The 23,694-nt window shown below is 67.6% G+C and carries 25 protein-coding genes; 16 read left to right on the top strand and 9 right to left on the bottom strand.

What is annotated here, in order from left to right; genetic code table 11:
• Window positions 1-38 precede the first annotated feature (38 nt).
• The 3 genes from ppsA to ACP26O_RS10190 all read left to right on the top strand — a co-directional run bounded on the left by ppsA (window position 39) and on the right by ACP26O_RS10190 (window position 4,007).
• Window positions 39-2,438 (top strand): phosphoenolpyruvate synthase, encoded by a 2,400-nt coding sequence (gene ppsA / locus ACP26O_RS10200; RefSeq protein ID WP_006752165.1) that lies wholly within the window; start codon window positions 39-41, stop codon window positions 2,436-2,438.
• 165 nt (window positions 2,439-2,603) lie between these two features.
• Window positions 2,604-3,038, top strand: coding sequence for an NfeD family protein (locus ACP26O_RS10195; protein ID WP_126228085.1), 435 nt, complete (start codon window positions 2,604-2,606; stop codon window positions 3,036-3,038).
• A gap of 33 nt (window positions 3,039-3,071) precedes the next feature.
• Complete coding sequence (locus ACP26O_RS10190) at window positions 3,072-4,007, top strand: SPFH domain-containing protein (protein WP_126228084.1); 936 nt, start codon at window positions 3,072-3,074, stop codon at window positions 4,005-4,007.
• Between the two features lie 222 nt (window positions 4,008-4,229).
• Here ACP26O_RS10190 and smpB read toward each other — a convergent pair whose 3' ends face one another.
• Entirely contained in the window at window positions 4,230-4,676 is a 447-nt protein-coding gene (smpB, locus tag ACP26O_RS10185; protein WP_006752168.1) for an SsrA-binding protein SmpB, read from the bottom strand.
• Window positions 4,677-4,775: 99 nt separating this feature from the next.
• Here smpB and ACP26O_RS10180 point away from each other — a divergent pair, with 99 nt between their 5' ends.
• Both ACP26O_RS10180 and ACP26O_RS10175 read left to right on the top strand, forming a co-directional pair.
• Window positions 4,776-5,213, top strand: coding sequence for a type II toxin-antitoxin system RatA family toxin (locus ACP26O_RS10180; protein WP_011657270.1), 438 nt, complete (start codon window positions 4,776-4,778; stop codon window positions 5,211-5,213).
• Between the two features lie 4 nt (window positions 5,214-5,217).
• Window positions 5,218-5,541 (top strand): RnfH family protein, encoded by a 324-nt coding sequence (locus ACP26O_RS10175; RefSeq protein WP_006752170.1) that lies wholly within the window; start codon window positions 5,218-5,220, stop codon window positions 5,539-5,541.
• A 63-nt stretch (window positions 5,542-5,604) separates the two neighbouring features.
• Here ACP26O_RS10175 and ACP26O_RS10170 read toward each other — a convergent pair whose 3' ends face one another.
• The 3 genes from ACP26O_RS10170 to ACP26O_RS10160 form a co-directional block, all read right to left on the bottom strand.
• Window positions 5,605-6,576 (bottom strand): DMT family transporter, encoded by a 972-nt coding sequence (locus tag ACP26O_RS10170; RefSeq protein WP_175664899.1) that lies wholly within the window; start codon window positions 6,574-6,576, stop codon window positions 5,605-5,607.
• A gap of 182 nt (window positions 6,577-6,758) precedes the next feature.
• Window positions 6,759-7,442 (bottom strand): glutaminyl-peptide cyclotransferase, encoded by a 684-nt coding sequence (locus tag ACP26O_RS10165; RefSeq protein WP_175664898.1) that lies wholly within the window; start codon window positions 7,440-7,442, stop codon window positions 6,759-6,761.
• A 30-nt stretch (window positions 7,443-7,472) separates the two neighbouring features.
• Entirely contained in the window at window positions 7,473-8,693 is a 1,221-nt protein-coding gene (locus ACP26O_RS10160) for a helix-turn-helix domain-containing protein (RefSeq protein ID WP_175664897.1), read from the bottom strand.
• A gap of 113 nt (window positions 8,694-8,806) precedes the next feature.
• On the opposite strand from ACP26O_RS10160, the gene ACP26O_RS10155 reads away from it, so the two are divergent.
• The 6 genes from ACP26O_RS10155 (at window position 8,807) to guaA (ending at window position 14,482) form a co-directional block, all read left to right on the top strand.
• The gene (locus ACP26O_RS10155; RefSeq protein ID WP_175664896.1) at window positions 8,807-9,571 is read left to right on the top strand and encodes a DUF899 domain-containing protein; all 765 of its coding nucleotides are present in this window, start codon (window positions 8,807-8,809) and stop codon (window positions 9,569-9,571) included.
• A gap of 30 nt (window positions 9,572-9,601) precedes the next feature.
• A complete protein-coding gene (locus ACP26O_RS10150; RefSeq protein ID WP_175664895.1) occupies window positions 9,602-10,423 on the top strand; it encodes a DUF2182 domain-containing protein in 822 nt (273 codons plus the stop codon).
• Between the two features lie 70 nt (window positions 10,424-10,493).
• Complete coding sequence (locus tag ACP26O_RS10145) at window positions 10,494-10,637, top strand: hypothetical protein (RefSeq protein ID WP_175664796.1); 144 nt, start codon at window positions 10,494-10,496, stop codon at window positions 10,635-10,637.
• Window positions 10,638-10,688: 51 nt separating this feature from the next.
• The gene (gene guaB, locus ACP26O_RS10140; protein WP_006761441.1) at window positions 10,689-12,149 is read left to right on the top strand and encodes an IMP dehydrogenase; all 1,461 of its coding nucleotides are present in this window, start codon (window positions 10,689-10,691) and stop codon (window positions 12,147-12,149) included.
• Window positions 12,150-12,155: 6 nt separating this feature from the next.
• Window positions 12,156-12,755: a hypothetical protein gene (locus ACP26O_RS10135; RefSeq protein ID WP_175664894.1), complete on the top strand. Its 600-nt coding sequence runs from the start codon at window positions 12,156-12,158 to the stop codon at window positions 12,753-12,755.
• A 107-nt stretch (window positions 12,756-12,862) separates the two neighbouring features.
• Window positions 12,863-14,482, top strand: a complete 1,620-nt coding sequence (gene guaA / locus ACP26O_RS10130; RefSeq protein WP_011657263.1) for a glutamine-hydrolyzing GMP synthase — start codon at window positions 12,863-12,865, stop codon at window positions 14,480-14,482.
• A gap of 110 nt (window positions 14,483-14,592) precedes the next feature.
• Here guaA and ACP26O_RS10125 read toward each other — a convergent pair whose 3' ends face one another.
• The 5 genes from ACP26O_RS10125 to ACP26O_RS10105 all read right to left on the bottom strand — a co-directional run bounded on the left by ACP26O_RS10125 (window position 14,593) and on the right by ACP26O_RS10105 (window position 18,808).
• Complete coding sequence (locus ACP26O_RS10125; RefSeq protein WP_175664893.1) at window positions 14,593-14,913, bottom strand: gamma-butyrobetaine hydroxylase-like domain-containing protein; 321 nt, start codon at window positions 14,911-14,913, stop codon at window positions 14,593-14,595.
• A complete protein-coding gene (locus ACP26O_RS10120) occupies window positions 14,910-15,905 on the bottom strand; it encodes a HEAT repeat domain-containing protein (protein WP_175664892.1) in 996 nt (331 codons plus the stop codon). Before ACP26O_RS10120 ends, ACP26O_RS10125 begins: the two co-directional genes overlap by 4 nt.
• 139 nt (window positions 15,906-16,044) lie before the next feature.
• A complete protein-coding gene (locus tag ACP26O_RS10115; protein WP_175664891.1) occupies window positions 16,045-16,290 on the bottom strand; it encodes a 4Fe-4S dicluster domain-containing protein in 246 nt (81 codons plus the stop codon).
• Window positions 16,291-16,301: 11 nt separating this feature from the next.
• Window positions 16,302-18,041: a fumarate reductase/succinate dehydrogenase flavoprotein subunit gene (locus ACP26O_RS10110; RefSeq protein WP_175664890.1), complete on the bottom strand. Its 1,740-nt coding sequence runs from the start codon at window positions 18,039-18,041 to the stop codon at window positions 16,302-16,304.
• Window positions 18,038-18,808: a GntR family transcriptional regulator gene (locus ACP26O_RS10105; protein WP_175664889.1), complete on the bottom strand. Its 771-nt coding sequence runs from the start codon at window positions 18,806-18,808 to the stop codon at window positions 18,038-18,040. Before ACP26O_RS10105 ends, ACP26O_RS10110 begins: the two co-directional genes overlap by 4 nt.
• Window positions 18,809-19,114: 306 nt before the next feature.
• Here ACP26O_RS10105 and ACP26O_RS10100 point away from each other — a divergent pair, with 306 nt between their 5' ends.
• The 5 genes from ACP26O_RS10100 to ACP26O_RS10080 all read left to right on the top strand — a co-directional run bounded on the left by ACP26O_RS10100 (window position 19,115) and on the right by ACP26O_RS10080 (window position 23,658).
• Window positions 19,115-20,332: an MFS transporter gene (locus ACP26O_RS10100; RefSeq protein WP_175664888.1), complete on the top strand. Its 1,218-nt coding sequence runs from the start codon at window positions 19,115-19,117 to the stop codon at window positions 20,330-20,332.
• A gap of 283 nt (window positions 20,333-20,615) precedes the next feature.
• Window positions 20,616-21,017: a DnaJ family domain-containing protein gene (locus tag ACP26O_RS10095; protein ID WP_175664887.1), complete on the top strand. Its 402-nt coding sequence runs from the start codon at window positions 20,616-20,618 to the stop codon at window positions 21,015-21,017.
• A complete protein-coding gene (gene tadA, locus ACP26O_RS10090; protein WP_175664886.1) occupies window positions 21,014-21,595 on the top strand; it encodes a tRNA adenosine(34) deaminase TadA in 582 nt (193 codons plus the stop codon). Before ACP26O_RS10095 ends, tadA begins: the two co-directional genes overlap by 4 nt.
• A 109-nt stretch (window positions 21,596-21,704) precedes the next feature.
• Window positions 21,705-22,643, top strand: a complete 939-nt coding sequence (gene ldcA, locus ACP26O_RS10085) for a muramoyltetrapeptide carboxypeptidase (protein ID WP_175664885.1) — start codon at window positions 21,705-21,707, stop codon at window positions 22,641-22,643.
• A 310-nt stretch (window positions 22,644-22,953) separates the two neighbouring features.
• Complete coding sequence (locus tag ACP26O_RS10080) at window positions 22,954-23,658, top strand: GntR family transcriptional regulator (protein ID WP_175664884.1); 705 nt, start codon at window positions 22,954-22,956, stop codon at window positions 23,656-23,658.
• Window positions 23,659-23,694 lie beyond the last annotated feature (36 nt).

Below are 23,694 nucleotides of genomic sequence, written 5' to 3'. Positions count from 1 at the left end.
TGCGCAATCGAGCATTTTTTTCACACTTAGGGGCTTGTATGACTAACGCAGCAAACGTCGCAAAGGACCAGGCGTATGTAATCCCGTTCGAGCAGTTGCGGATGACCGATGTGGAGATCGTGGGCGGCAAGAATGCGTCGCTCGGCGAGATGATCAGCCAGCTTTCCGAAGCAGGCGTTCGCGTACCCACCGGTTTCGCCACGACCGCGCTCGCCTTCCGTGATTTCCTCAAGCACAACGATCTGACCGATCGCATCGCCAAGCGTCTCGAGTCGCTCGACATCGACGACGTGAAGGCGCTCGCCGAAGCCGGTGCCGAAATCCGCAAATGGATCGTCGATGCGCCGATGCAGGCACGTCTCGAAGAGGAAATTCGCGCCCAGTTCGAAATCCTGAAGAGCGGCTCGCCGGCCGAGCTGTCGTTCGCCGTGCGTTCGTCCGCGACCGCGGAAGACCTGCCCGACGCATCGTTCGCCGGTCAGCAGGAGTCGTATCTGAACGTCGTCGGCATCGACGACGTCCTCGATCGCATGAAGCACGTGTTCGCGTCGCTCTACAACGACCGCGCGATCTCGTATCGCGTGCACAAGGGCTTCACGCACGCCGAGGTCGCACTGTCGGCCGGCGTGCAGCGCATGGTCCGCTCGGACGTCGGCGCGGCCGGCGTGATGTTCACGATCGACACCGAATCGGGCTTCAAGGACGCCGTGTTCATCACGTCGAGCTATGGTCTGGGCGAAACCGTCGTGCAGGGCGCCGTGAACCCGGACGAGTTCTACGTGTTCAAGACGACGCTCGCGCAGGACAAGTACCCGATCATCCGTCGCTCGATCGGCTCGAAGCTGATCAAGATGGAATTCACGCAGCCGGGCGAGCCGGGCCGCGTGAAGACGGTCGACGTGCCGCACGAGCAGCGCAACCGCTACTCGATCACCGACGAAGACGTGATCGAGCTCGCGAAGTACGCGGTCATCATCGAGAAGCACTACCAGCGTCCGATGGACATCGAGTGGGGCAAGGACGGCCGCGACGGCAAGATCTTCATCCTGCAGGCACGTCCGGAAACGGTGAAGAGCCAGGCGAGCGGCAAGGCCGAGCAGCGCTTCAAGCTGAAGGGCCAGTCGCAGGTGCTGGCGACGGGCCGCGCGATCGGCCAGAAGATCGGCGCGGGCCCCGTGCGCGTGATCCAGGATCCGTCGGAAATGGAACGCGTGCAGCCGGGTGACGTGCTGGTGGCGGACATGACCGACCCGAACTGGGAGCCGGTGATGAAGCGTGCGGCGGCGATCGTCACGAACCGTGGCGGCCGCACCTGCCACGCGGCGATCATCGCGCGTGAGCTCGGCGTGCCGGCAGTGGTCGGCTGCGGCGACGCGACCGACGTGCTGAAGGACGGCGCGCTCGTCACCGTGTCGTGCGCGGAAGGCGACGAAGGCAAGATCTACGACGGGCTGCTCGAGACGGAAGTCACGGAAGTGCAGCGCGGCGAGCTGCCGGAAATCCCGGTCAAGATCATGATGAACGTCGGCAACCCGCAGCTCGCGTTCGACTTCTCGCAACTGCCAAACGCGGGTGTTGGCCTCGCGCGTCTCGAGTTCATCATCAACAACAACATCGGCGTGCACCCGAAGGCGATCCTCGAGTACCCGAACATCGACCAGGACCTGAAGAAGGCGGTCGAGAGCGTCGCGCGGGGTCACGCGTCGCCGCGCCAGTTCTACGTCGACAAGCTGACGGAAGGCGTCGCGACGATCGCCGCGGCGTTCTATCCGAAGCCCGTGATCGTGCGTCTGTCCGACTTCAAGTCGAACGAGTACAAGAAGCTGATCGGCGGTTCGCGCTACGAGCCGGACGAGGAAAACCCGATGCTGGGTTTCCGCGGCGCGTCGCGCTACATCGCGGAAGACTTCGCGCAGGCGTTCGAGATGGAGTGCCGTGCACTGAAGCGCGTGCGCGACGAGATGGGCCTGACCAACGTCGAGATCATGGTGCCGTTCGTGCGTACCGTGAAGCAGGCGGAGCGCGTCGTCGGCCTGCTCGAGAAGTTCGGCCTGAAGCGCGGCGAGAACGGCCTGCGCCTCGTGATGATGTGTGAAGTCCCGACCAACGCGATTCTTGCCGAAGAGTTCCTGCAACACTTCGACGGTTTCTCGATCGGTTCGAACGACCTCACGCAGCTCACGCTCGGCCTCGATCGCGACTCGGGCATGGAACTGCTGGCCGTCGACTTCGACGAACGCGACCCGGCCGTCAAGTTCCTGTTGAAGCGTGCAATCGATACCTGCCTGCGGATGGGCAAGTACGTCGGCATCTGCGGCCAGGGCCCGTCCGATCACCCGGACTTCGCGCAATGGCTGACCGACGAAGGCATCGTGTCGATCTCGCTGAACCCGGACACGATCATCGATACGTGGCAGGCGCTCGCCAACCGGAAGTAACGGTCGGTAACGCAGCCTTGACGAAAGGGCGGCTTGCCGCTCTTTCGATGAAGGCAGAATGCAAGGTTCATGCTATAAACACCCCGGTAGGCACCGGGGTGTTTTTGTTTGTACTCACCGAACCGCGAACATGGCGGGCGTGAGGGCGTTTTTCGGGAGACCACAATGATGTCGGGGCATCTGTTCTGGTGGGTCGGAGTCGGCGTGCTGGTCGTCGCCGAATTGCTGACCGGCACGTTTTATCTGCTGATGATCGCGCTCGGCTTTCTCGCGGGCGCGCTGCTGCAGCTCGCCGGTTTCGCGCTGCACGTGCAGGTCGCGGCGGCCGCCGCGGTCGCGATCATCGCGATGATCGTGCTGCGTCGCTCGGGGCTCGGGCGCAAGCAGAAACGCGACACGTCGGCGAATCCGGACGTCAATCTCGACATTGGCTCGACCGTGACGGTCGACGCTTGGCATGACGGCCGCGCGCGCGTGCAGTATCGCGGCGCCGACTGGGACGTCGAGCTCGCGACCGGCGAGCGTGACGATGCACACGAGTATCAGGTGAGTGCCGTGCGCGGCAACAGTCTCGTCGTCGTCGCGAAACCCGCGCGCTGATCATCCACGGATAAAACAAGGAGAGAACATTTCATGGATTCGCTGATCATTTGGGTTGTCCTGCTCGTCATCGCCATCGTGATCGTGTCGAAAACGGTGAAGATCGTGCCGCAGCAGCATGCGTGGGTGCTCGAACGATTCGGGCGCTATCACGCGACGCTGTCGCCCGGTCTCAATATCGTGCTGCCGTTCGTCGACCGCATCGCCTACCGGCACGTGCTGAAGGAAATTCCGCTCGACGTGCCGAGCCAGGTCTGCATCACGCGCGACAACACGCAGCTGCAGGTGGACGGCGTGCTGTACTTCCAGGTCACCGATCCGATGAAGGCTTCGTACGGGTCGAGCAACTTCGTGCTCGCGATCACGCAGCTCGCGCAGACGACGCTGCGCTCGGTGGTCGGCAAGCTCGAGCTCGACAAGACCTTCGAGGAGCGCGACTTCATCAACCACAACATCGTGTCGGCGCTCGACCAGGCCGCCGCGAACTGGGGCGTGAAAGTGCTGCGCTACGAGATCAAGGATCTCACGCCGCCGAAGGAGATCCTGCACGCGATGCAGGCGCAGATCACCGCCGAGCGGGAAAAGCGCGCGCTGATCGCCGCATCCGAAGGCCGCAAGCAGGAGCAGATCAACCTCGCGTCGGGCGCGCGCGAGGCCGCGATCCAGAAGTCCGAAGGCGAGCGGCAGGCCGCGATCAACCGGGCGCAGGGCGAGGCGTCCGCGATTCTCGCGGTGGCCGAGGCGAACGCACAGGCAATCCAGAAGATCGCGGGCGCGATCCAGTCGCAGGGCGGGATGGATGCCGTGAACCTGAAGGTCGCCGAACAATATGTCGGCGCGTTCTCGAACCTCGCGAAACAGGGCAACACGCTGATCGTGCCGGCGAACCTGTCGGATCTCGGCACCGCGATCGCGTCGGCGCTGACGATCGTCAAGAACGCCGTGCCGGCCGAGGCCGGGAAGGGCTGAACGTACGCGCGGTTCCAGGCGCCGGCGGGCGGGGCATGGCCCGCGCATGCGGCGAATCGTCGCACGGCGGAATCGCGATCCCTTTTGCGTGGTGACGGCGGCGCAGCGCTTCATCCGGGGCGCTGATCGGCTGCTCGAGCGGCACCTGCCCGAATCACGCGATACAAAGCAACACGGCCCGCTTCGAGCGGGCCGTGTCGTTTGCGATGCGGGATCGGGTGGTCAGGTACCGGCGCGCATGATGCGGGCCTTTTCGCGTTCCCAGTCGCGCTTCTTCTCGGTTTCGCGCTTATCGTGCAGCTTCTTGCCCTTCGCGAGCGCGATGTCGCATTTCACGCGACCGCCCTTGTAGTGGAAGTTCAGCGGCACGAGCGTGTAGCCACGCTGCTCGACCTTGCCGATCAGTTTCTTGATTTCCTCGCGGTGCAGCAGCAGCTTGCGCGTGCGGACCGGATCGGGGTGGATGTGCGTCGAGGCTTCGGGCAGCGGGCTGATATGGGTGCCGATCAGGAAGATCTCGGCGTTCTTGACGACGACGTAGCCTTCCTTGATCTGGCCGCGCCCGGCGCGCAGCGCCTTGACTTCCCAGCCCTCCAGCACGAGCCCCGCCTCGTAGCGTTCCTCGATGTGATAATCGAAGTGCGCTTTCCTGTTGTCGATGATGCTCATGAAAGGATTGGGCCAACTCGTTTAAAATCACGATTTTAGCAAAGCGGGGCGAGAATCGCCCGGCCTTGCGTTCTCACTTCGAGCGATGCCGCGCGATTTATGGCAGATGTCCAGAAAACAGTATTGATCCGTCATTCGGCGGAACAGATGTTCGACCTCGTCACCGACGTGGCCGATTACCCCAATTTCCTGCCCTGGTGCGGCGGCGTCGAGATTCGCCGTCAGGACGACCGCGGGATGGAAGCGCGCATCGACATCAACTTCAAGGGTATCAAGCAGCATTTCGCGACGCGCAACACGCAGCAGCGCCCGACGCGGATCGACATGGAGTTCGCGGACGGCCCGTTCAAGAAGTTCACGGGCTCGTGGCGCTTCATTCCGCTGCGCGCCGATGCGTGCAAGATCGAATTCGCGCTGCACTACGAGTTCTCGAGCATCCTGCTCGAGAAGATCATCGGGCCGGTGTTCAGCCATATCGCGAACACGTTCGTCGATTCGTTCGTGAAGCGCGCCGACCAGCGCTACGGGAAGGGGTGACGCGATGCTGTCGATCGAAGTCTGCTATGCGCTGCCGGATCGCCAGACGCTGATTCCGGTGTCGCTGCCCGAAGGCGCGACCGTGCGCGCGGCGATCGACGCGAGCGGGGTGCTCGCGCTGCACCCGGAGATCGATCTCGCCCACGCGAAAACCGGCGTGTTCGGCAAGCTCGCTCCCCTCGATGCGCCGCTCGCCGACCACGATCGCGTCGAGATCTACCGACCGTTGATCGTCGATCCGAAGCTCGCGCGCCAGCGGCGCGTCGACAAGACCCGCCGCGAGGGCTCCGTCGAGGGCCGCAAGTGGATGCACAAGGACGCGCGCTGACGCATTGCTGCAGCGTCGTTCCCGTACTTTCGTTCCGATTCGTCAGACCAGCCGCGGCCGCGCTCAGTGGGCCGTGACGTTCGCGCGGCCGGGCGTAGCGCCTCCCGCGTGCGTATCGCCGTGCTGGCGCACCGACGCGTAGACGCCCGCCAGCAGCAGCGCGAGCGCGGCGATCTCGAGCGTGCGCGGCATCCGGTGGTCGTAGACGAACGCGTAGAGCATCGCGAACACGGTTTCGAACACGATCAGCTGGCCCGACAGCGTGAGCGGCAGCCGCTTCGACGCCGCGTTCCACAGTCCGTTGCCGAGCCACGACGCTCCGATCGCCAGCGCGAGGTTCAGCAGCCAGAACAGCTGCCAGCGCGATGCCGGGACGGCCGCCTGCGCCATGCCGGCCGGCAGCGCGAGGATCGCGAGCCAGCAGAGACCGCCGATCAGGCCCGTCACGACACCCCACAGCACCGACCACTCGTTGCCGCCGAAATGATGGTGGCGCTGCAGGTAGCGCGCGTTCGCGACCGCGTACCAGGTCCAGCTGGCCAGCGCGCCGCTTGCGCACGCGATACCGGCGAGCTTCTGGCCGAGCGTCGTCGCCTGCGCGGCTTCCGATGTGAACAGGTCGACGTTGATGCAGACGATGCCGGCGATCACCAGCGCGAGCGGCGCGGCGAGACGCCGCAGCGGCACCGCGCCGTGGTCGCCGAGGCCCGCGAGCGTGACGGTCACGGGCAGCACGCCGACGATCAGCGAGCTGGGCGCGATGCCGATCAAGTGCACGGCGCCGGACAGCAGCATGTAGTACGCGACGTTGCCGACGAGCGCGAGCTTCACGAGCGCGACGAGATCCTCGCGGGTCAGCCGCGCGAGCAGCGAGCGGGCGGCCGGCAAGGCCGCCGCCAGCGACACGAGGCCGTACATCGCATAGCGGCCCGCGCTCAGCAGCAGCGGCGAGAAGTCGGTCATCAGCCGCGGCACGAGAAACACCATGCCCCACAACGCGCCTGCCAGGACGCCATACACCACACCGCGCTGCATCGACTGCTCCGAACGAAAGACTGACGAGCGCGCATCTTAGCGATGGCGACGCGAGCGCGTCTTGTTCATTCCTGCACTCGGAAGCGGGTGGGGTTCGGGATCGGGCGCGATCCGGTCCTGTTTGTCGCGGATCGCGGATCGCAGATCGGGGCGGGCACGCACGCGCTGTGATGATCGGCGGATCAGCCCTCGGCCGGTTCGGCTGCCGCCGCACTGTCGCCCGCGGAGGATGACCGCGCGGGGCGGCGTACGGCGCGCAGCTTGCCGCTGTTGCCGCCGCCGCAGTAGAACGTGTCGCGACCGTCGGACTCCAGCCCCGACACGCCGACGCCAGGCGGCATGTCGACCTGCTCGAGCACCTGCCCGGTGCGCGGGTCGATCCGCCGCAGCTCGCTCTCGTCCGCCTCCCAAGTGCCGTGCCACAGCTCGCCGTCGACCCACGTCACGCCGGTGACGAAGCGGTTCGATTCGATCGTGCGCAGCACGGCGCCCGATTGCGGATCCACCTGATGAATCTTGCGCTCGCGGTATTGGCCGACCCACAGCGTGCCTTCGGCCCACGCGAGCCCGGAATCGGCGCCGCCGCCGGGCGCGGGGATCGTCGCGAGCACGCGGCCCGAATCGGGATCGATCTTCTCGATGCGGTCCTCGACGATCTGGAACAGGTGGCGCCCGTCGAACGCGGTGCCCGCGTGCGCGGCGACGTCGAGTGTGCGTACGGTCGTGCCGCGCTCCGGGTCGAGCGCGTTCAGCTTGTCGCCGGATGCGAACCACACGTGCTGCCCGTCGAACGTGACGCCGTGCACGCCGTCGCCGCCCGGAAACGGGCCGTATTCGCGGAGGATGTTTGCGGTGGATCGTTTCATGTCTGTCGCCTCGTCGTTGGTGTACCCATCCTAGTCGCCCGGCAGCGGCGCGGGGAGTAACAAGGTCGTCGCGAATCCGGGCAGCGGCGGCGTCATCCAGCGACGCGCGCGACCGCGGCCGAGCGCCTGCACCTTGTCCGCTTCGGCGAGTGTGTCGAGCGCACGCTGGACGGTGCGCTGGCTCGCACCGAGCGCGAGGGCGAGAGCGGAACTCGACCACGCCTCGCCGTCCGCGAGCAGCGCGAGCACGGCCGCGTGGCGGTCGTCGACGGGGCGCGCGAGCACGACGGTCTCGCGCAGGCCGAGCGGTTCGAGCGCGAAGCCGTGCGGCGTCGCGGTGACGTTCGCGAGCGGCCGCAGCATCGCGCGCAGGCGGCCGATCTCGACACGCAGGCGGGCACGATGCGATTCGTCCGCGTGTTTCGCGCGAAACGCCGCGGCAACGAGCGCGTTTCTCGACACGTCGCCGGGCCATGCCTCGCCGAGCAGGCGGGCGAGCACGAACAGCACCGGGCGGCGCGCGAGCGACACGGTCATGCGCGCGTCGCGCACCGCGTGGCGGCATGCATCGACGACGAGTGCGTTCGATTCCAGCAGCGCCTCGACCTCGTCGAGCAGCACGAGTCGCGACGCGCCGCGCGCGATGAGCCGCGCGGCCGGCGTATCGAGCACGCGCGCGGCCGTGTCGACTTCGGCGGTCAGCGCGGCGATGCCGGCGTCCCGTGCGGCCGCGCGCGCACGGGCGAGGGCCATGCGCGCCGCGTGCGGGCGGATGCGGCGCATCGCGATGCCGGCCGCGATCAGTTCGTGCGCCGCGCGTGAGGCGGCCGGCAGCGGTGCGGGATCGAGGCTCGCGAGCCGGCGTTCGGCGTCGTCGACGTGCCCGATCAGCAGCAGCCGGCGCACGACGAGATAGCGCGCATGCGCGGCGTTCGCATGGTCGCCGTGCGCGTCGAGCGTCGCGCAGGCGGCGTCGAGCGACCGCGACGGCCAGCCGAGGTCACGCGACGCCAGCGCGATCTCGGCTTCCGCGACGACGCAGCGCGCCCGCGCGACGGCCTCTTTCGCGCCGAATGCGCGGGCCGCGCCGCGCACGAGCGCCCGCGCACGCTCGAAATCGCCGAGTTGCGCCATCGCGATGCCGCGCAACGCGAGTGCCGGCGCGTCGTCGCGCAGCGCGACGCGGTTCAGCGCGCCGAGCGGGTCGCCCGCCGCAAGCGCGCGTGCCGCGGCCGTGATCAGCGAATCCATCCGAATCCCGACACAGTTGTCACTCCCTGCCGTCCGATGCCCGGCCCTAATCTAGCACCACGCACACGGCAGATGCGCCGTGCCCGGATCCCTGTCCCAAGGAGGAACCCGCAATGACGAACCATCTCACCGGAACACGCACCGAATGGCTGGCTGCACGCCGCGCGCTGCTCGACGCGGAAAAGGCACTGACACGGCAGAGCGACGAGCTCGCGCGGCGGCGCCAGGCGCTGCCGTGGGTGCGCGTCGACAAGACCTACCGGTTCGATACCGAGCACGGCCCGGCGACGCTCGACGATCTGTTCGGCGGCCGCTCGCAACTGCTCGTCTATCACTTCATGTTCGGTCCCGACTACAAGGCCGGCTGCCCGTCGTGCTCCGCGCTGGCCGATGGCTTCGACGGCTTTGCGGTCCACCTCGCGAACCACGACGTCACGCTCGCCGCGGTGTCGCGCGCGCCGCTCGCGAAGCTGCTCGCGTACCGGCAGCGGATGGGCTGGCGCTTTCCGTGGGCGTCGTCGGACGGCGGTGAGTTCAATTTCGACTTCAACGTGTCGTTCACCGAAGCGCAGCAGCGCGCGGGCGACGTCGAATACAACTACGCGCGGGCCGGCCACGCGATGGACATGGACCCGCCGCCGGCCGCCGTCGCGCAGTTCGCGGCGACGTGCGGCACCGACGCCGCCACGTACTCGCGCGACCGGCCGGGGATGAGCGCGTTCGTGCGCGAGGACGGCGTCGTCTATCACACGTATTCGACCTACGCGCGCGGGCTCGACGGACTGTGGGGCATGTACCAGTGGCTCGATCGCGCGCCGCTCGGGCGCAACGAGACCGGCGTGTGGTGGCGTCGCCATGACGAATACGCACGCGGTTGAACGCGGGCCGAACCGCAACGGGAGCGAGTGATGGACATCGCGACGAAACCGGCTGCGACCGGCGCTGCGGGCGGCGGCCGGCTCGCGTTCGGCGCCGCGCTCGCCGCGGTGTTCGCCGCCGCCGTGTGGGCGACGCTCGCGCAGCACGCAGCGATGGACGCGATCGGCGGCATGCCGATGGCGGGCGGCTGGACGCTGTCGGCTGGGTGGCTCCGGCCGTGCGGATGGCGGGCAGGGCGCGCGTTCGCCGGGTTCGCCGGCATGTGGGGCGCGATGACTGTGACGATGATGCTGCCGGTGCTGGCGCCGGTGCTCTGGCGATACCGGCAAAGCTTCGGCCCGGCGGGCGACGCGCGTGCGGCATGGTTCGTCGCGATCGTGGGCGCCGGGTATTTCTCGGTGTGGATGGCGGTTGGTGCCGTGGTGTTTCCCGTCGGCGCGGCGTTGGCGGCGGCCGCCACGCGCCTGTCCGCAGTTGCTGCCGCGATGCCGTTTGCTGCCGGCGCGATCATGCTTGGCGCCGGCGTGCTGCAGTTTTCCGGCTGGAAGCTGCGCCGGCTTGCCTGCTGCCGGCACGCACCGGACGCCGGAGATGCGCGGCGGGCAGGGGCCGGCGCCGCATGGCGGCACGGCGTGCGGGCCGCGCTGCGGTGCGGCGCCTGCTGCGGGAACCTGATGGCCGTTGCACTGGCGGCCGGCATGATGGATCTACGCGTGATGGCGGTCGTGACACTGGCCATCGCCGCCGAGCGGCTGGTTCCGGCCGGCGAGCGGGTCGCGCGGATCGCCGGAGGCGTCGCGACCGGCGCCGGCGCAATGATGATCGCGTGCGCCGCGGCGGGGCTCGCCTAGCGGTGCTCGCGGCCGCCAACGCGCATCGAGCGGGGGCGCCGTCGGTTGCCGCGTCGTACGGCAACGACGCGTGATCGGCCCGAATTCCGGCCGGCTGCGCGAATGGGTCGATGCCCGGGTGAAACGAAAAGCGATCGAAAACGAACCGAACGGCGATCCGAACGATTCGGCCCCCGAACGCTCGGCGACGGCTAACCCGTTGTTCGTGTTGTGAAAATTCGCAGCGCTTCGCGTATAATTCGCTTTTGCGCCCATAGGATTTGCCATGCGTCTGATCCAAAAAGCACTCACTTTCGATGACGTGCTCCTCGTTCCCGCCTTCTCCGACGTTCTCCCGCGTGACACCAGCCTGAAGACCAAGCTGACCCGCAACATCTCCCTGAACATGCCGCTCGTGTCCGCCGCGATGGACACGGTCACCGAAGGTCGCCTCGCGATCGCGATGGCGCAGCAGGGTGGTGTGGGTATCGTCCACAAGAACCTCACGCCGGCCGAGCAGGCCCGCGAGGTGGCGAAAGTCAAGCGTTTCGAATCGGGCGTCGTGCGCGACCCGATCACGGTTCCGCCGCAGATGAAGGTGCGCGACGTGATCGCGCTGTCGCGTCAGCATGGCATCTCGGGCTTCCCGGTCGTCGAAGGCCCGCAGCTCGTCGGCATCGTCACGAACCGCGACCTGCGTTTCGAATCGCGCCTCGACGAACCGGTCAAGTCGATCATGACGCCGCGCGAGCGTCTCGTCACGGTCAAGGAAGGCACGCCGCTCGCCGAAGCGAAGGCGCTGATGCACAGCCACCGCCTCGAGCGCGTGCTGGTCGTCAACGACGCGTTCGAACTGCGCGGCCTGATGACCGTCAAGGACATCACGAAGCAGACCGAACACCCGGATGCGTGCAAGGACGAACACGGCAAGCTGCGCGCAGGCGCGGCGGTCGGCGTCGGCCCCGACAACGAAGAGCGCGTCGAGCTGCTGGTGCAGGCCGGCGTCGACGTGATCGTCGTCGACACCGCGCACGGTCACAGCAAGGGCGTGCTGGAGCGCGTGCGCTGGGTCAAGCAGAATTTCCCGCACGTCGAGGTGATCGGCGGCAACATCGCGACGGCCGCTGCCGCGAAGGCGCTCGTCGAATACGGCGCGGACGCGGTCAAGGTCGGTATCGGCCCGGGCTCGATCTGCACGACGCGGATCGTCGCGGGCGTCGGCGTGCCGCAGATCAGCGCGATCGCGAACGTGTCGGAAGCGCTGAAGGGCACCGGCGTGCCGTGCATCGCCGACGGCGGCGTGCGTTTCTCGGGCGACGTGTCGAAGGCCCTCGCGGCCGGCGCGAACGCGGTGATGATGGGCAGCATGTTCGCGGGCACCGAAGAGGCGCCGGGCGACGTGTTCCTGTACCAGGGCCGTCAGTACAAGTCGTATCGCGGCATGGGTTCGGTCGGCGCGATGAAGGACGGCGCGGCGGACCGCTACTTCCAGGACAACTCCGCGAACATCGACAAGCTCGTGCCGGAAGGCATCGAAGGCCGCGTCGCGTACAAGGGCTCGGTCAACGCGATCCTGTTCCAGCTGGTCGGCGGCGTGCGTGCGAGCATGGGCTACTGCGGCTGCCGCACGATCGACGAGCTGCACGACAAGGCCGAATTCGTCCAGATCACCGCGGCGGGCATGCGCGAGTCGCACGTGCACGACGTGCAGATCACGAAGGAAGCACCGAACTACCACGTGGACTGATCGCCGATGAAACCGCTGCTGCGAGCCGTGCTGATCGTCGATGCCATGCTGCTGCTGGGGTTCGGCGTGCTGTTCGTGCTGACACCCTGGCAGGCGCTGTTCAATGCGCTCCAACTCGCGAACATCCAGCCGGCGATGCTCGGCCAGGCGTTCGGCATCGCGCTGCTCGGGCTCGCGTGGCTCGCGTTTCATGCGGCGGTCAACGGCGAACTCACGACGCCCGTCGCGCGCGTGGTCGGTCATGTGAACTGGCTGATCGGCGTGCTGACGGTCGTGTGGTCGTTCGGCACCGGCAACGGTCCCGCGCTCGCGGCCGCCGGCCGCGTGCTGTCGGCGCTGGCCGGGGTCGCGCTGATCGTGCTTGGCCTCGGCGGCGTGCGGCTCGCATCGGCCGTGCGGCGGCGCGAGAAGGCGCTGGTGCTCGAGGCCCGCGACGCGAAGCGTCCGGTCGAACCGGCGCCGGCGTCCGCACCGCAGCAGCGGGTCGAACCGGTCGTCAGCCGGCCGGTCGCGCCTGCGGCGCCGGCCGCGGCAGCCACGCCGGCCGCATCCGACCGATTGTCAGGCAGCGTCGCATTCGACGCGCGCCCGCCGTCGCGGGATTGACCGGCGATGCGTCGCGCGAGCCGCCTGCCGCCCGACGCCGTTGTCCATGTTATTGACGCAGCGCTTCATGCGCTGCTTTTCTTATTCTCTTCATCCCGTCCGCAGCCATGCACGACAAAATCCTGATTCTCGACTTCGGTTCGCAAGTCACCCAACTGATCGCGCGCCGCGTGCGCGAAGCGCACGTCTACTGCGAAATCCACCCGAACGACGTGTCCGACGAGTTCGTCCGCGAGTTCGCGCCGAAGGCGGTGATCCTGTCGGGCAGCCACGCGAGCACGTACGAAGACCACCAGCTGCGCGCGCCGCAGGCCGTTTGGGATCTCGGCGTGCCGGTGCTCGGCATCTGCTACGGCATGCAGACGATGGCCGTGCAGCTCGGCGGCAAGGTCGAGTGGAGCGACCACCGCGAGTTCGGCTATGCGGAAATGCGCGCGCACGGCCATACGCGCCTGCTCGACGGCATCGAGGATTTCACGACGGCCGAAGGCCACGGCATGCTGAAGGTCTGGATGAGCCACGGCGACAAGGTGGCCGAGCTGCCCCCGGGCTTCGCGCTGATGGCGTCGACGCCGAGCTGCCCGATCGCCGGCATGGCCGACGAGGCGCGCGGCTACTACGCGGTGCAGTTCCACCCGGAAGTCACGCACACGGTGAAGGGCCGCCAGATCATCGAACGCTTCGTGCTGCAGATCGCCGGCGCGAAGCCCGACTGGATCATGAGCAACCACATCGAGGAAGCCGTCGCGAAGATTCGCGAGCAGGTTGGTGACGAGGAAGTGATTCTCGGCCTGTCGGGCGGCGTCGATTCGAGCGTCGCGGCCGCGCTGATTCACCGCGCGATCGGTGACCAGCTGACCTGCGTGTTCGTCGACCACGGCCTGCTGCGCCTGAACGAGGGCAAGATGGTGCTCGACATGTTCGAGGGCCGCCTGCATGCGAAGGTCGTGCACGTCGACGCATCCGAGCAGTTCCTCGGCCACCTGACCGGCGTGACCGATCCGGAAGCGAAGCGCAAGATCATCGGCCGCGAATTCGTCGAGGTGTTCCAGGCCGAAGCGCAGAAGCTGTCGAAGGCCAAGTGGCTCGCACAGGGCACGATCTATCCGGACGTGGTCGAGTCGGGCGGCACGAAGACGAAGAAGGCGACGACGATCAAGAGCCACCACAACGTCGGCGGTCTGCCGGAAACGCTCGGCCTGAAGCTGCTCGAACCGCTGCGCGACCTGTTCAAGGACGAAGTGCGCGAGCTGGGCGTCGCGCTCGGCTTGCCGCCGGAGATGGTGTACCGCCATCCGTTCCCGGGCCCGGGCCTCGGCGTGCGGATTCTCGGCGAAGTGAAGCGCGAATACGCGGACTTGCTGCGTCGCGCGGATGCGATTTTCATCGAGGAACTGCGCGGCACGACCGCGACGGCGCAGGACGCGGCAGCCGGCCTGTGCGGCGAGGCCGACGTCGGCAAGACCTGGTACGACCTGACGAGCCAGGCGTTCGCGGTGTTCCTGCCGGTGAAGTCGGTCGGCGTGATGGGCGATGGCCGCACGTATGACTACGTGACGTCGCTGCGCGCGGTGCAGACCACCGATTTCATGACCGCGCACTGGGCGCACCTGCCGTACGCGCTGCTCGGCCGTGCGTCGAACCGGATCATCAACGAGGTGCGCGGGATCAACCGGGTGGTGTACGACATCTCGGGCAAGCCGCCGGCGACGATCGAGTGGGAGTGATGCGGCGCCGAGGCGTGCCTCGGTAGCCAATCACGGCATCGGATGATGCGAACGCCCGGCAGGGGAACTTGCCGGGCGTTTTTTTGTGCCGTGCGAGCCGTGCTGGCATCTCACGGCTGCGTCGACAAGCACGCGGTCGCATCCGCCCGGTCTCTGCCGAGTTCCGCCAGATACGGCCACGGATAGATGCCGCGCGCATGACCGTCGCCGAACAGCAGGCGGATGCCGTAGCCGGCCGCTTCCACGCCGTCCAGCGTCAGGCCGGGTTGCGCATCAACCCGGCCGCCACCGAGACGGATCTTCCGGCATGCGGCGCACGGGCAATCGCTGCGCAACCGCACATAGCCGATGCGTTGCATGTCGCCGTCCGGCCAGCGCAGCACCAATGCACGCGCCGCATGATCGACGCGGATCTCGGTCGGCATCATCATCGTGCGTCATCTCCGACCTGCGCGATCGCGATCCGCACGGCCTTGCGCACCTCGGGATCGCGATCCTCCAGGGCGCCGCGCAGCGCGAGCAGCGTCGCCGGATCGCGCAGTTCGCCAAGCGCGAGTGCCGCCTCCTTGCGCAGGTTGCTGATCGCATGCGACAGCAGTCCGACGACGGCCGGCGCCGCAGCCGCGTCGCGCAATTGCCCGAGTGCGCGCACCGCACGCAAGCGCACCTGCCAGTAATCGTCGTCGAGCGCGGCGACGAGCGGTGCGCGTGCGGCCGCGACGCGCAGCTTGCCGAGCGTCGCGGCGGCTTCCTCGCGTACCTGCCATTCGGCGTCGCGCAGCGCCGCCAGCAACGCGGTGACGACGGCCGCGTCGTCGGGCGCCGCGAATCCGACCGCACCGATCGCGATGCGCCGCACGTCCGCATGCGTGTCGGTCGTAGCGATGCGCGCGAGCGACGGCAGCGCGCGGGTGTCCTTGAGCCAGCCGAGTACGGCGCCGGCCTCGGCGCGCACGGCCGACACCGGCGCGTCGAGCGCGCGCAGCGCCGGCACGAATGCAGCGGGATCGCGCAGTTCGCGCAAGCCGCGCAGCACGGCGACGAGCACGAACGGTTCGGCGTGTTCGGCCCAGCGGCACAGCACGGCGCCCGACGCGACGTCCTTCAGTTCGGACAGGCCTTGCGCGGCGATCGAGCGCACGCCGTCGTCGGGGTCGAGCAGCGCACGGCACAGCGCGTCGACGACATCGGGTTGTTCCCACGCGGCAAGCACACGCGCGGCTTCACCGCGTACGTCCGCGGACGGATCGTCGCGCAGCGCCGCGACGAAGGTCGGCACGAACTCGGGATCCTCGAGATCGGCGAGTTCGAGCAGCGCAATGCGGCGCACCGATGCATCGGCTGCGGCAACGCGCGAGACGAGCGCGGCATGGTCGGAATCGTGTGCGCCGGGCGGCGGGAAAGGAGGGGAAGAAGCGGTCATGGTCGAAAACTCGGAGCAGTCAGGCGCGTGGAGCCAAGCAGCGCCAGGCAGCGGCGCGTGATGTTGACGCACGCGCAGCGCAGGTTTCATGTGTCGTGAGCACGGTAGTGGGAAAGCGCCGCGCCGGCGGCGCGCGGCATCAGCGCAGCAGATACGGAATGTCCACCTTCACCGCGCCGGTCGGGCAATCGCGTTCGCATGGCATGCAGTACCAGCATTCGTCGAACTGCATGTACGCCTTGCCCTTGCTCACGTCGATCGCGAGCAGGTCGAGCGGGCACACGTCGACGCAGACGGTGCAGCCCTTGTCGGCGATGCAGCGGTCCTCGTCGATCGTCACGGGCGCGCTGCTGCGCAGGAAGATGTCGTGCGGGGTATGGGGCATGGCAAGGTTCCTCAAAGGGCGGCCGCGCGTGCGGCCGGTTCGCGGATGCGCAACTGCGCGTAGGCGCCGCGTTCGTCGTCGGCGAGCGGCACGACGTAGGGTTCGACCGGCCGCTTCTCGCTGCGCATCGTGCCGTCGACGCCTTTGCGCAGCCAGGTGTGGCAGAACCATTCGGCATCGTTGCGATGCGGGAAGTCGACGCGATGGTGATACAGTCCCCAGCGGCTCTCGGTGCGAAACAGCGACGCCCGCGCGGCCATCTCGGCGCAGTCGCGGATCGCGCGCACTTCGGCCGCGCGCATCAGTTCATGCGGGTGATTCGCCTTGATTTCTTCGATGTCCTCAGTAATTCCGCCAAAACGTTGCAAGCCGATTTCCATCTTGCGCGTCACCTTCGGTGGTTGAAGATAGTCGTTCACCATGCGGCGCAGCTTGTATTCGACCTGCGCTGGCGCGAGGCCGCGCTCGCGGGTGAGCGGCGCGAGCACGCGGGTGCGTTCGGCGGCGACCTGTTCGTCGTCCACCGGCGCGTGAGCGCGGCCGGCCACGTAGTCGGCGGCGTTCTGCCCGGCGAACCAGCCATAGGTAAACGCGCCGAGCATGTAGTTGTGCGGGACGGCCGCCATGTCACCGGCCGCGTAGAGCCCCGGCACGGTCGTTTCCGCGCGCGCGTTCACGTACACGCCGGACGCGCTGTGGCCGCTGCAGAAACCGATCTCGGAGATGTGCATCTCGACCATCTGGCGCCGGTAGTCGGTGCCGCGTCCCGCATGGAAGCGCCCGCGGCTCGGCCGCTCGTTCGTGTGCAGGATCTGCTCGATGGTCTGGATCGTTTCCTCGGCGAGGTGGTCGAGCTTCAGGAACACCGGACCGTTGCCGCTTTGCAGTTCCTGGTAGAACTCCCACATCATCTGGCCGCTCCAGTAGTCGCATTCGATGAAGCGCTCGCCCTTGCCGTTCGCGGTGAAGCCGCCGAGCGGGCCCGTCACGTACGCGCAGGCCGGGCCGTTGTAGTCCTTGATCAGCGGGTTGATCTGGAAGCACTCGAGGTTCGCGAGCGCCGCGCCCGCGTGATACGCCATCGCGTAGCCGTCACCCGCGTTGGTCGGGTTCTCGTACGTGCCCATCAGGTAGCCGGACGCGGGCAGCCCGAGACGGCCGGCCGCGCCGCAGCACAGGATCACGGCCTTCGCGCGGATCACGTGAAAATCGGCGGTGCGGCAATCGAAGCCGAGCACGCCGCTTGCGCGGCCCTGCGCATCCGTCAGCACGCGCGTCGCGACGATCCGGTTCGTGATCGCGATGCGCGCGCGCTTGAGCTGCCGGTACAGCACCTTCTTGATGTCGTGTCCTTCCGGCATCGGCAGCACGTACGAACCCATGTGGTGGACCTTCTTCACCGCGTAGTCGCCGGTGCCGTCCTTTTCGAACTTCACGCCCCATCGGTCGAGCTGCTCGATCGTCGCGAAGCTGTGCGTCGCATACGCGTAGACGGCTTCCTGGTCGACGATCCCGTCGTTGGCGATCGTGATCTCGCGCGTGTACTGCTCGGGCGTCGCATGGCCGGGGATCACCGCGTTGTTCAGGCCGTCCATCCCCATCGAGATCGCGCCGCTGCGTTTCACGTTGGCCTTCTCCAGCAGCAGCACGCGCAGCGACGGGTCGCGCTCCTTCGCCTTGATCGCGGCCATCGGGCCGGCCGTGCCGCCGCCGACCACGACGATGTCGTATTCGAGTACATGGGTGTTCATTGCGGCTTCCTTGCAGGTTGGAGCGCCTTCTGCCGATCGATGCGCAACCGGTACTGGAAGGCGTCGCCGCGGAAGTACAGGTGTTCGTAGTCGATCGGCGTGCCCGACGCGTCGTGCGTCAGGCGCTCGATCCGCAGCACGGGGCTGCTTTCCTCGACGCGCAGCGCATCGACGATGTCATCGTCGGCGAGGATCGCGTCGATCGACACGTCGGCGTGGCCGAGCGGTACGCCGCAGTCGTTCTCGAGGATCAGGAAGATGTCGCGGGTCGCGAGATCCGCGCCCGCGAGCCGCTTGCCGAGCGCCTCGGGCACCCACGTCTGTTCGAGCGACACAGGCTCGCGGTTGAGCAGCCGCACGCGGTGGATCTCGACGAGCGGCGCGCCTTCCGGCACGTTCAGCTTCGTCGCGAGATGGCGATCGGCCTTCACGGTGCGAACGCTGCGCAACTGGTTGACGATCTCGTAGCCCATCGACGACATCGCCTCGGCGAAGCCCTGCAGCGACGTCACGTTCTGGAACGCCTTCGGCTTCGACACGAAGGTGCCCTTGCCGTGCAACTTGAACAGCAGGCCTTCCTTCTGCAGGTCGCCGAGCGCCTGGCGCACGGTGATGCGGCTCACGTCGAACATCGCGCACAGTTCGTGCTCGGACGGCATCCTGCTGTGCGGCGCATGGGTGCCGTCGAGGATCCGTGCGCGCAGCGTGTCCTTGATCTGCACGTAGAGCGGGGCCGCCGACAGCGGCACGACGTTGGGTGGGGTCATCGGTCAACTTGTTATGACAAGATGGCTCGAGTGTAGTGAGCGCGCTCGCGCGTCCAAACCAACGATTTCTGATTTCGACTTTCCGATTTCGGAAAAGCGGGCGCGGCAGCGCGGCCGATGCGCGTCGGGATCTGCCCCTTGTCGGTCGCTCGATTCGACCGACGATCGGACATTCACGCTGGCCGGCGTGGTGCGTGTCGATTTTCCGGTACGCCGTTCGTCGTGTTGATATCGACCGGGCGGGCCGGGCGGCCGCGGTCCGGTTCCTCATCGATGCCTGTACGACGGAGAGAAAGGAGAGACCAGATGCCTGATTCCCGCTATCGCTGGGTGATCGTCGCCGCGGGCGGCCTGATGGGCTGCATCGCGATCGGCGCGATGTTTTCGCTGCCCGTGTTCCTGCGGGCCATTGCACGCGACACCGGCTGGTCGATGACCGGCATTTCCGCCGCGATGACGCTCGGCTTCATCGCGATGGCCTTCGCGAGCATCGGTTGGGGCAGCCTGTCGGACCGGATCGGCACGCGCGCGGTGGTCGTGACGGGCGCCGTGCTGCTGTCGGCGAGCCTCGCGCTCGCGAGCCGTGCACCGTCGCTGCTCGCGTTCCAGCTGATTTTCGGGCTGGCCGTCGGCAGCGCGACGGCCGCGGTGTTCGCGCCGATGATGGCTTGCGTGACCGGCTGGTTCGACACGCACCGCAGCCTCGCGGTATCGCTGGTGTCGGCCGGCATGGGCATGGCGCCGATGACGATGGCGCCGCTCGCGGCCTGGCTCGTGTCGGGCCACGACTGGCGCACGTCGATGCTGGCGATCGCCGCGCTGGCCGCCGTCGTGATGATTCCGGCGTCGCTGCTCGTGCGCCGTGCGCCCGCGCTCGACGGGCCACTCGACGGGCCGACGCCGGCAGGCGGGCCCGCGACCGCGCCGCTGTCGGTCCGCGGCGCGTTGCGCTCGCCGCAGTTCGTCGTGCTGCTGCTGACCAACTTCTTCTGCTGCGCGACGCACTCCGGCCCGATCTTCCATACGGTCAGCTATGCGGTGACCTGCGGGATCCCGCTGATCGCCGCGGTGTCGATCTACAGCGTCGAGGGACTCGCCGGCATGGGCGGACGCATCGCGTTCGGGCTGCTGGGCGACCGCCTCGGCGCGAAGCGCATGCTGGTGGCCGGGCTGCTCGTGCAGGCGCTGGGCGCGCTCGGCTATTACTTCGTGCGCACGCTGGACGGGTTCTACGTGGTCGCGACGCTGTTCGGCTTCATCTATGCGGGCGTGATGCCGCTCTATGCGGTGCTCGCGCGCGAAAACTTCCCGCTGCGGATGATGGGCACCGTGATCGGCGGCTGCGCGATGGCCGGCAGCCTCGGGATGGCGGCGGGGCCGGTCGCCGGCGGCCTGATCGTCGATGCGCTGGGTAGCTACGGCTGGCTGTACCTCGGATCGTTCGCGGTCGGCATCGGCGCGTTCCTCGTCGCGATGATGTTCCGGCCGTTTCCCAAGGAGCGCTCGCAGCCGGTCGTCGCATGACCCGGCTGCCCCGAAATGGCGATTTCGGCGAGATGACGACTGCTGGTTCGCGCCGTCGAAAATAAAAAAAGCGGGGGCGGCGGCGCATGCACAAATCAGGCCAGGCTCGCGCCAAATCCACGCGAAGCCTGCTGCGGCGCAGCACAGCGGCAAGTCGCGCCGATCGGTGCGCATGCACGCCGATTCGGCCCCTAAAACCACAATATCGAGCATCCGTTCGAATGGCCTGTCATACGCGCGTCACCCTGCTAGAATTCGGCTGCCGCATTGTTCCGAATGACTGATGAGACTGCTTGACGCACTGGTCGAACAACGAATCGCCGCCGCCGCCGCGCGGGGCGAGTTCGACGAATTGCCGGGTACCGGCGCGCCGCAGGCGCTGGATGACGACCTGCTCGTACCCGAGGAGGTGCGGGTGGCCAACCGTATCCTGAAGAACGCGGGCTTCGTGCCGCCGGCCGTCGAGCAACTGCGCGCGCTGCGCAATCTGCAGGACGAACTGCAGGCGGTCAGCGACCGCTCCGCGCGCTGCCGGCTGCAGGCGAAGATCCTCGCGCTCGACATGGCGCTCGAATCGCTGCGCGGCGGCCCGATGGTGATGCCGCGCGACTATTGCCGGCGCATCGCGGAGCGCCTCTGCGAGCGCGGGCTCGACGACATGCCCGCCGAAGCGGGGCCGATGTGAGCGTCGACACGCTGCACGACGCGGCAGCCGGATCCGCAGCCTCTACCGATTCTCCCGTTCCCGAAGCCGCACCCGTGTCGGCGCGCGACCTGCATTTCATGCGTCTCGCGCAGGCCGCCGCCGAAGAGGCGCGCGCGGCCGGCGAAGTGCCGGTCGGCGCGGTGCTGGTGTGCGGCGACGAGGTGATCGCGCGCGGCTTCAACCATCCGATCGGCGGGCACGACCCGTCGGCCCATGCGGAAATGGCCGCGCTGCGCATGGCCGCGCAGCATCTGCAGAACTACCGGATGCCCGGCTGCGAGCTGTACGTGACGCTCGAGCCATGCCTGATGTGCGCGGGCGCGATCATGCACGCCCGCATCGCACGGGTCGTCTACGGCGCCGCCGATCCGAAGACGGGCGCATGCGGCAGCGTGATCGACGCGTTCGCGAATCCGCAGCTCAACCACCATACCGAGGTGACCGGCGGCGTGCTCGCCGACGAGTGCGGCGCCGCGCTGAAGTCGTTCTTCGCGGAACGCCGCCGCGCGCTGCGTGAAGCGCGGCTCACCCGCGACGCCGAAGCCGGCGCATCATAAGCGCCCCCGAACGCGCCCGTCTCCCGAAGCGGGGCGGGCTGCCCGGTTCCGTGAACCCAAGACGGTTCGGACCCTCTAAGCAGGTTTGACGACCCTGAACCCTTCCGCCATGTCCTTCCAGCCCGCCGCGTCCTACACCATCCGCCTGCTGGCGCCGTCCGGTTATCCGCACGATCCCGACGCGATCAATCGCGCGCTCGAACGCCTGAGCGGCGCGCAGCAGCGCATCGAGAACATCGAAGCGACGCAGCGCCGCTTTCAGCGTTTCGGCGGGACCGACGGCGAGCGGGCAGGCGACCTGAATCGCCTGGCGGATCCGGAGCGCGCGCTGCCGGACATCGGGCTCGCGGTGCGCGGCGGCTACGGTGCCGCCCGCATCCTGCACGGGCTCGACTATCGCGGGCTCGAGCGCCGCCTGCGCGACCAGCCGATTGCGCTGGTGGGGCACAGCGACTTCACCGCGATCCAGCTCGCGCTGTACGCGAAGGCGCGCATCAAGACCTTCGGCGGCCCGATGCTGTCGGCCGACTTCGGCGCGGAAACGCCGAGCGACTTCACGATGCAACACTTCTGGCAGACGCTGTCGCAGCCGACCACGACGATCATCGCCGAAGCGCCGCAGGTGCAGACCGTGAACGTGACGGGCACGCTGTGGGGCGGCAATCTCGCGATCCTGACGTCGCTCGTCGGCACGCCGTACATGCCCGACATCGAAGGCGGCATCCTGTTCATCGAGGACGTCAACGAGCAGCCGTTCCGGATCGAACGGATGATCTACCAGCTGCATCTGTCGGGGCTGCTCGCGCGCCAGCAGGCGCTCGTGCTCGGGCAGTTCACGGGCGCGCGGCCGTTCGACTACGACAACGGCTACGACATGCAGGCGATGATCGACCAGGTGCGCTCGGTGATCGGCATCCCGGTCGTCACGGGGCTGCAGTTCGGTCACGTGCCCGACCTGCTGACGCTGCCGTTCGGCGCGCACGCGCAGCTCGTCGCGAATGCGCACGGTTTCCGGCTTACGCTGTCGGACTATCCGCATCTCGGCTGAGCCGGACAGGCACCATCGAAAGGCGGGGGTTTTCCCGCCTTTTCTTTGAGTATGAGCGCAACTAACGGTCACAAATTTTCATCACCGCCCATCGGGTTTGTCTCGCGGTGTGCACCATTTTTGTCAACAAAATAGCCGGAAAGGTATACGCCGTAAGCCGCATTGAATAATGCGCCAAACGACCGGTGTGCCTAGGTTTCGTGCGCGGTGCACGAATCTGGCGCGACGGCGTGCACACGGATTGTGCGCATTTCGAGAAAAGAATTGTTGACAATATTTATGTCCATCCTAGGATGAGGACCATCACACGATGCAGATCATGAACGAGCCCGATTCCCATGCGTCCGGCACAGCCGGCCCCGAAGCGATCGCCGAGCGGATTCGCACCGCGATCCTCGAGCATCGGCTCGCGCCCGGCGCGAAGCTGACGGAGGCGCAGCTCTGCGAGGTGTTCGGCGTGAAGCGCGGGACGATCCGGCAGGCGCTCGCGCTGCTCGCGGCCGACAAGCTCGTCGATCTCGAGCCGAACCGCGGTGCGTTCGTCGCGAGTCCGACGCTGCAGGACGTGCACGAGGTGTTCGAGATGCGCCGGATCATCGAGCTGGCCGTCGTCGAGCGGCTCGCGACGGGGCCGGGCGCGAAGCGGCTGAAGGGCGTCGCCGCGCTGATCGACAAGGAGCGCAAGGCGTTCGAGCGGCACGATTTCGCGGCGTGGATCCGCCTGTCGGGCGAATTCCATACGGCGCTCGCGGCGCTGACGGGCAATGCGACGCTCTGCGAGTGCCTCGACGGGCTCGTCGCACGCTCGACGCTGATGTCGGCGCTGTACGAATCGCACGGCCGCAGCCCGTGCTCGTGCGACGACCACGACGAGATCCTGAGCGCGCTGGAAGCGGGGGATCCGAAGCGGGCGGTGACGCTGATGGCGCACCACCTGCAGCATGTCGAACTGAAGATGCTGGACCGGCCCGCGCAAGGGCAGGTCGATTTGCGCGAAGTGTTCGGCGGCGCCTGAGCGGCGACGCGAACCGGCCCGCGCGCCACACGACGA

Source organism: Burkholderia sp. R-40 (assembly GCF_049942845.1).
Classification (GTDB): domain Bacteria; phylum Pseudomonadota; class Gammaproteobacteria; order Burkholderiales; family Burkholderiaceae; genus Burkholderia; species Burkholderia ambifaria.
The sequence above is the reverse complement of the archived record's forward strand: the minus strand, read 5'-3'. Positions and strand labels throughout refer to the sequence as shown.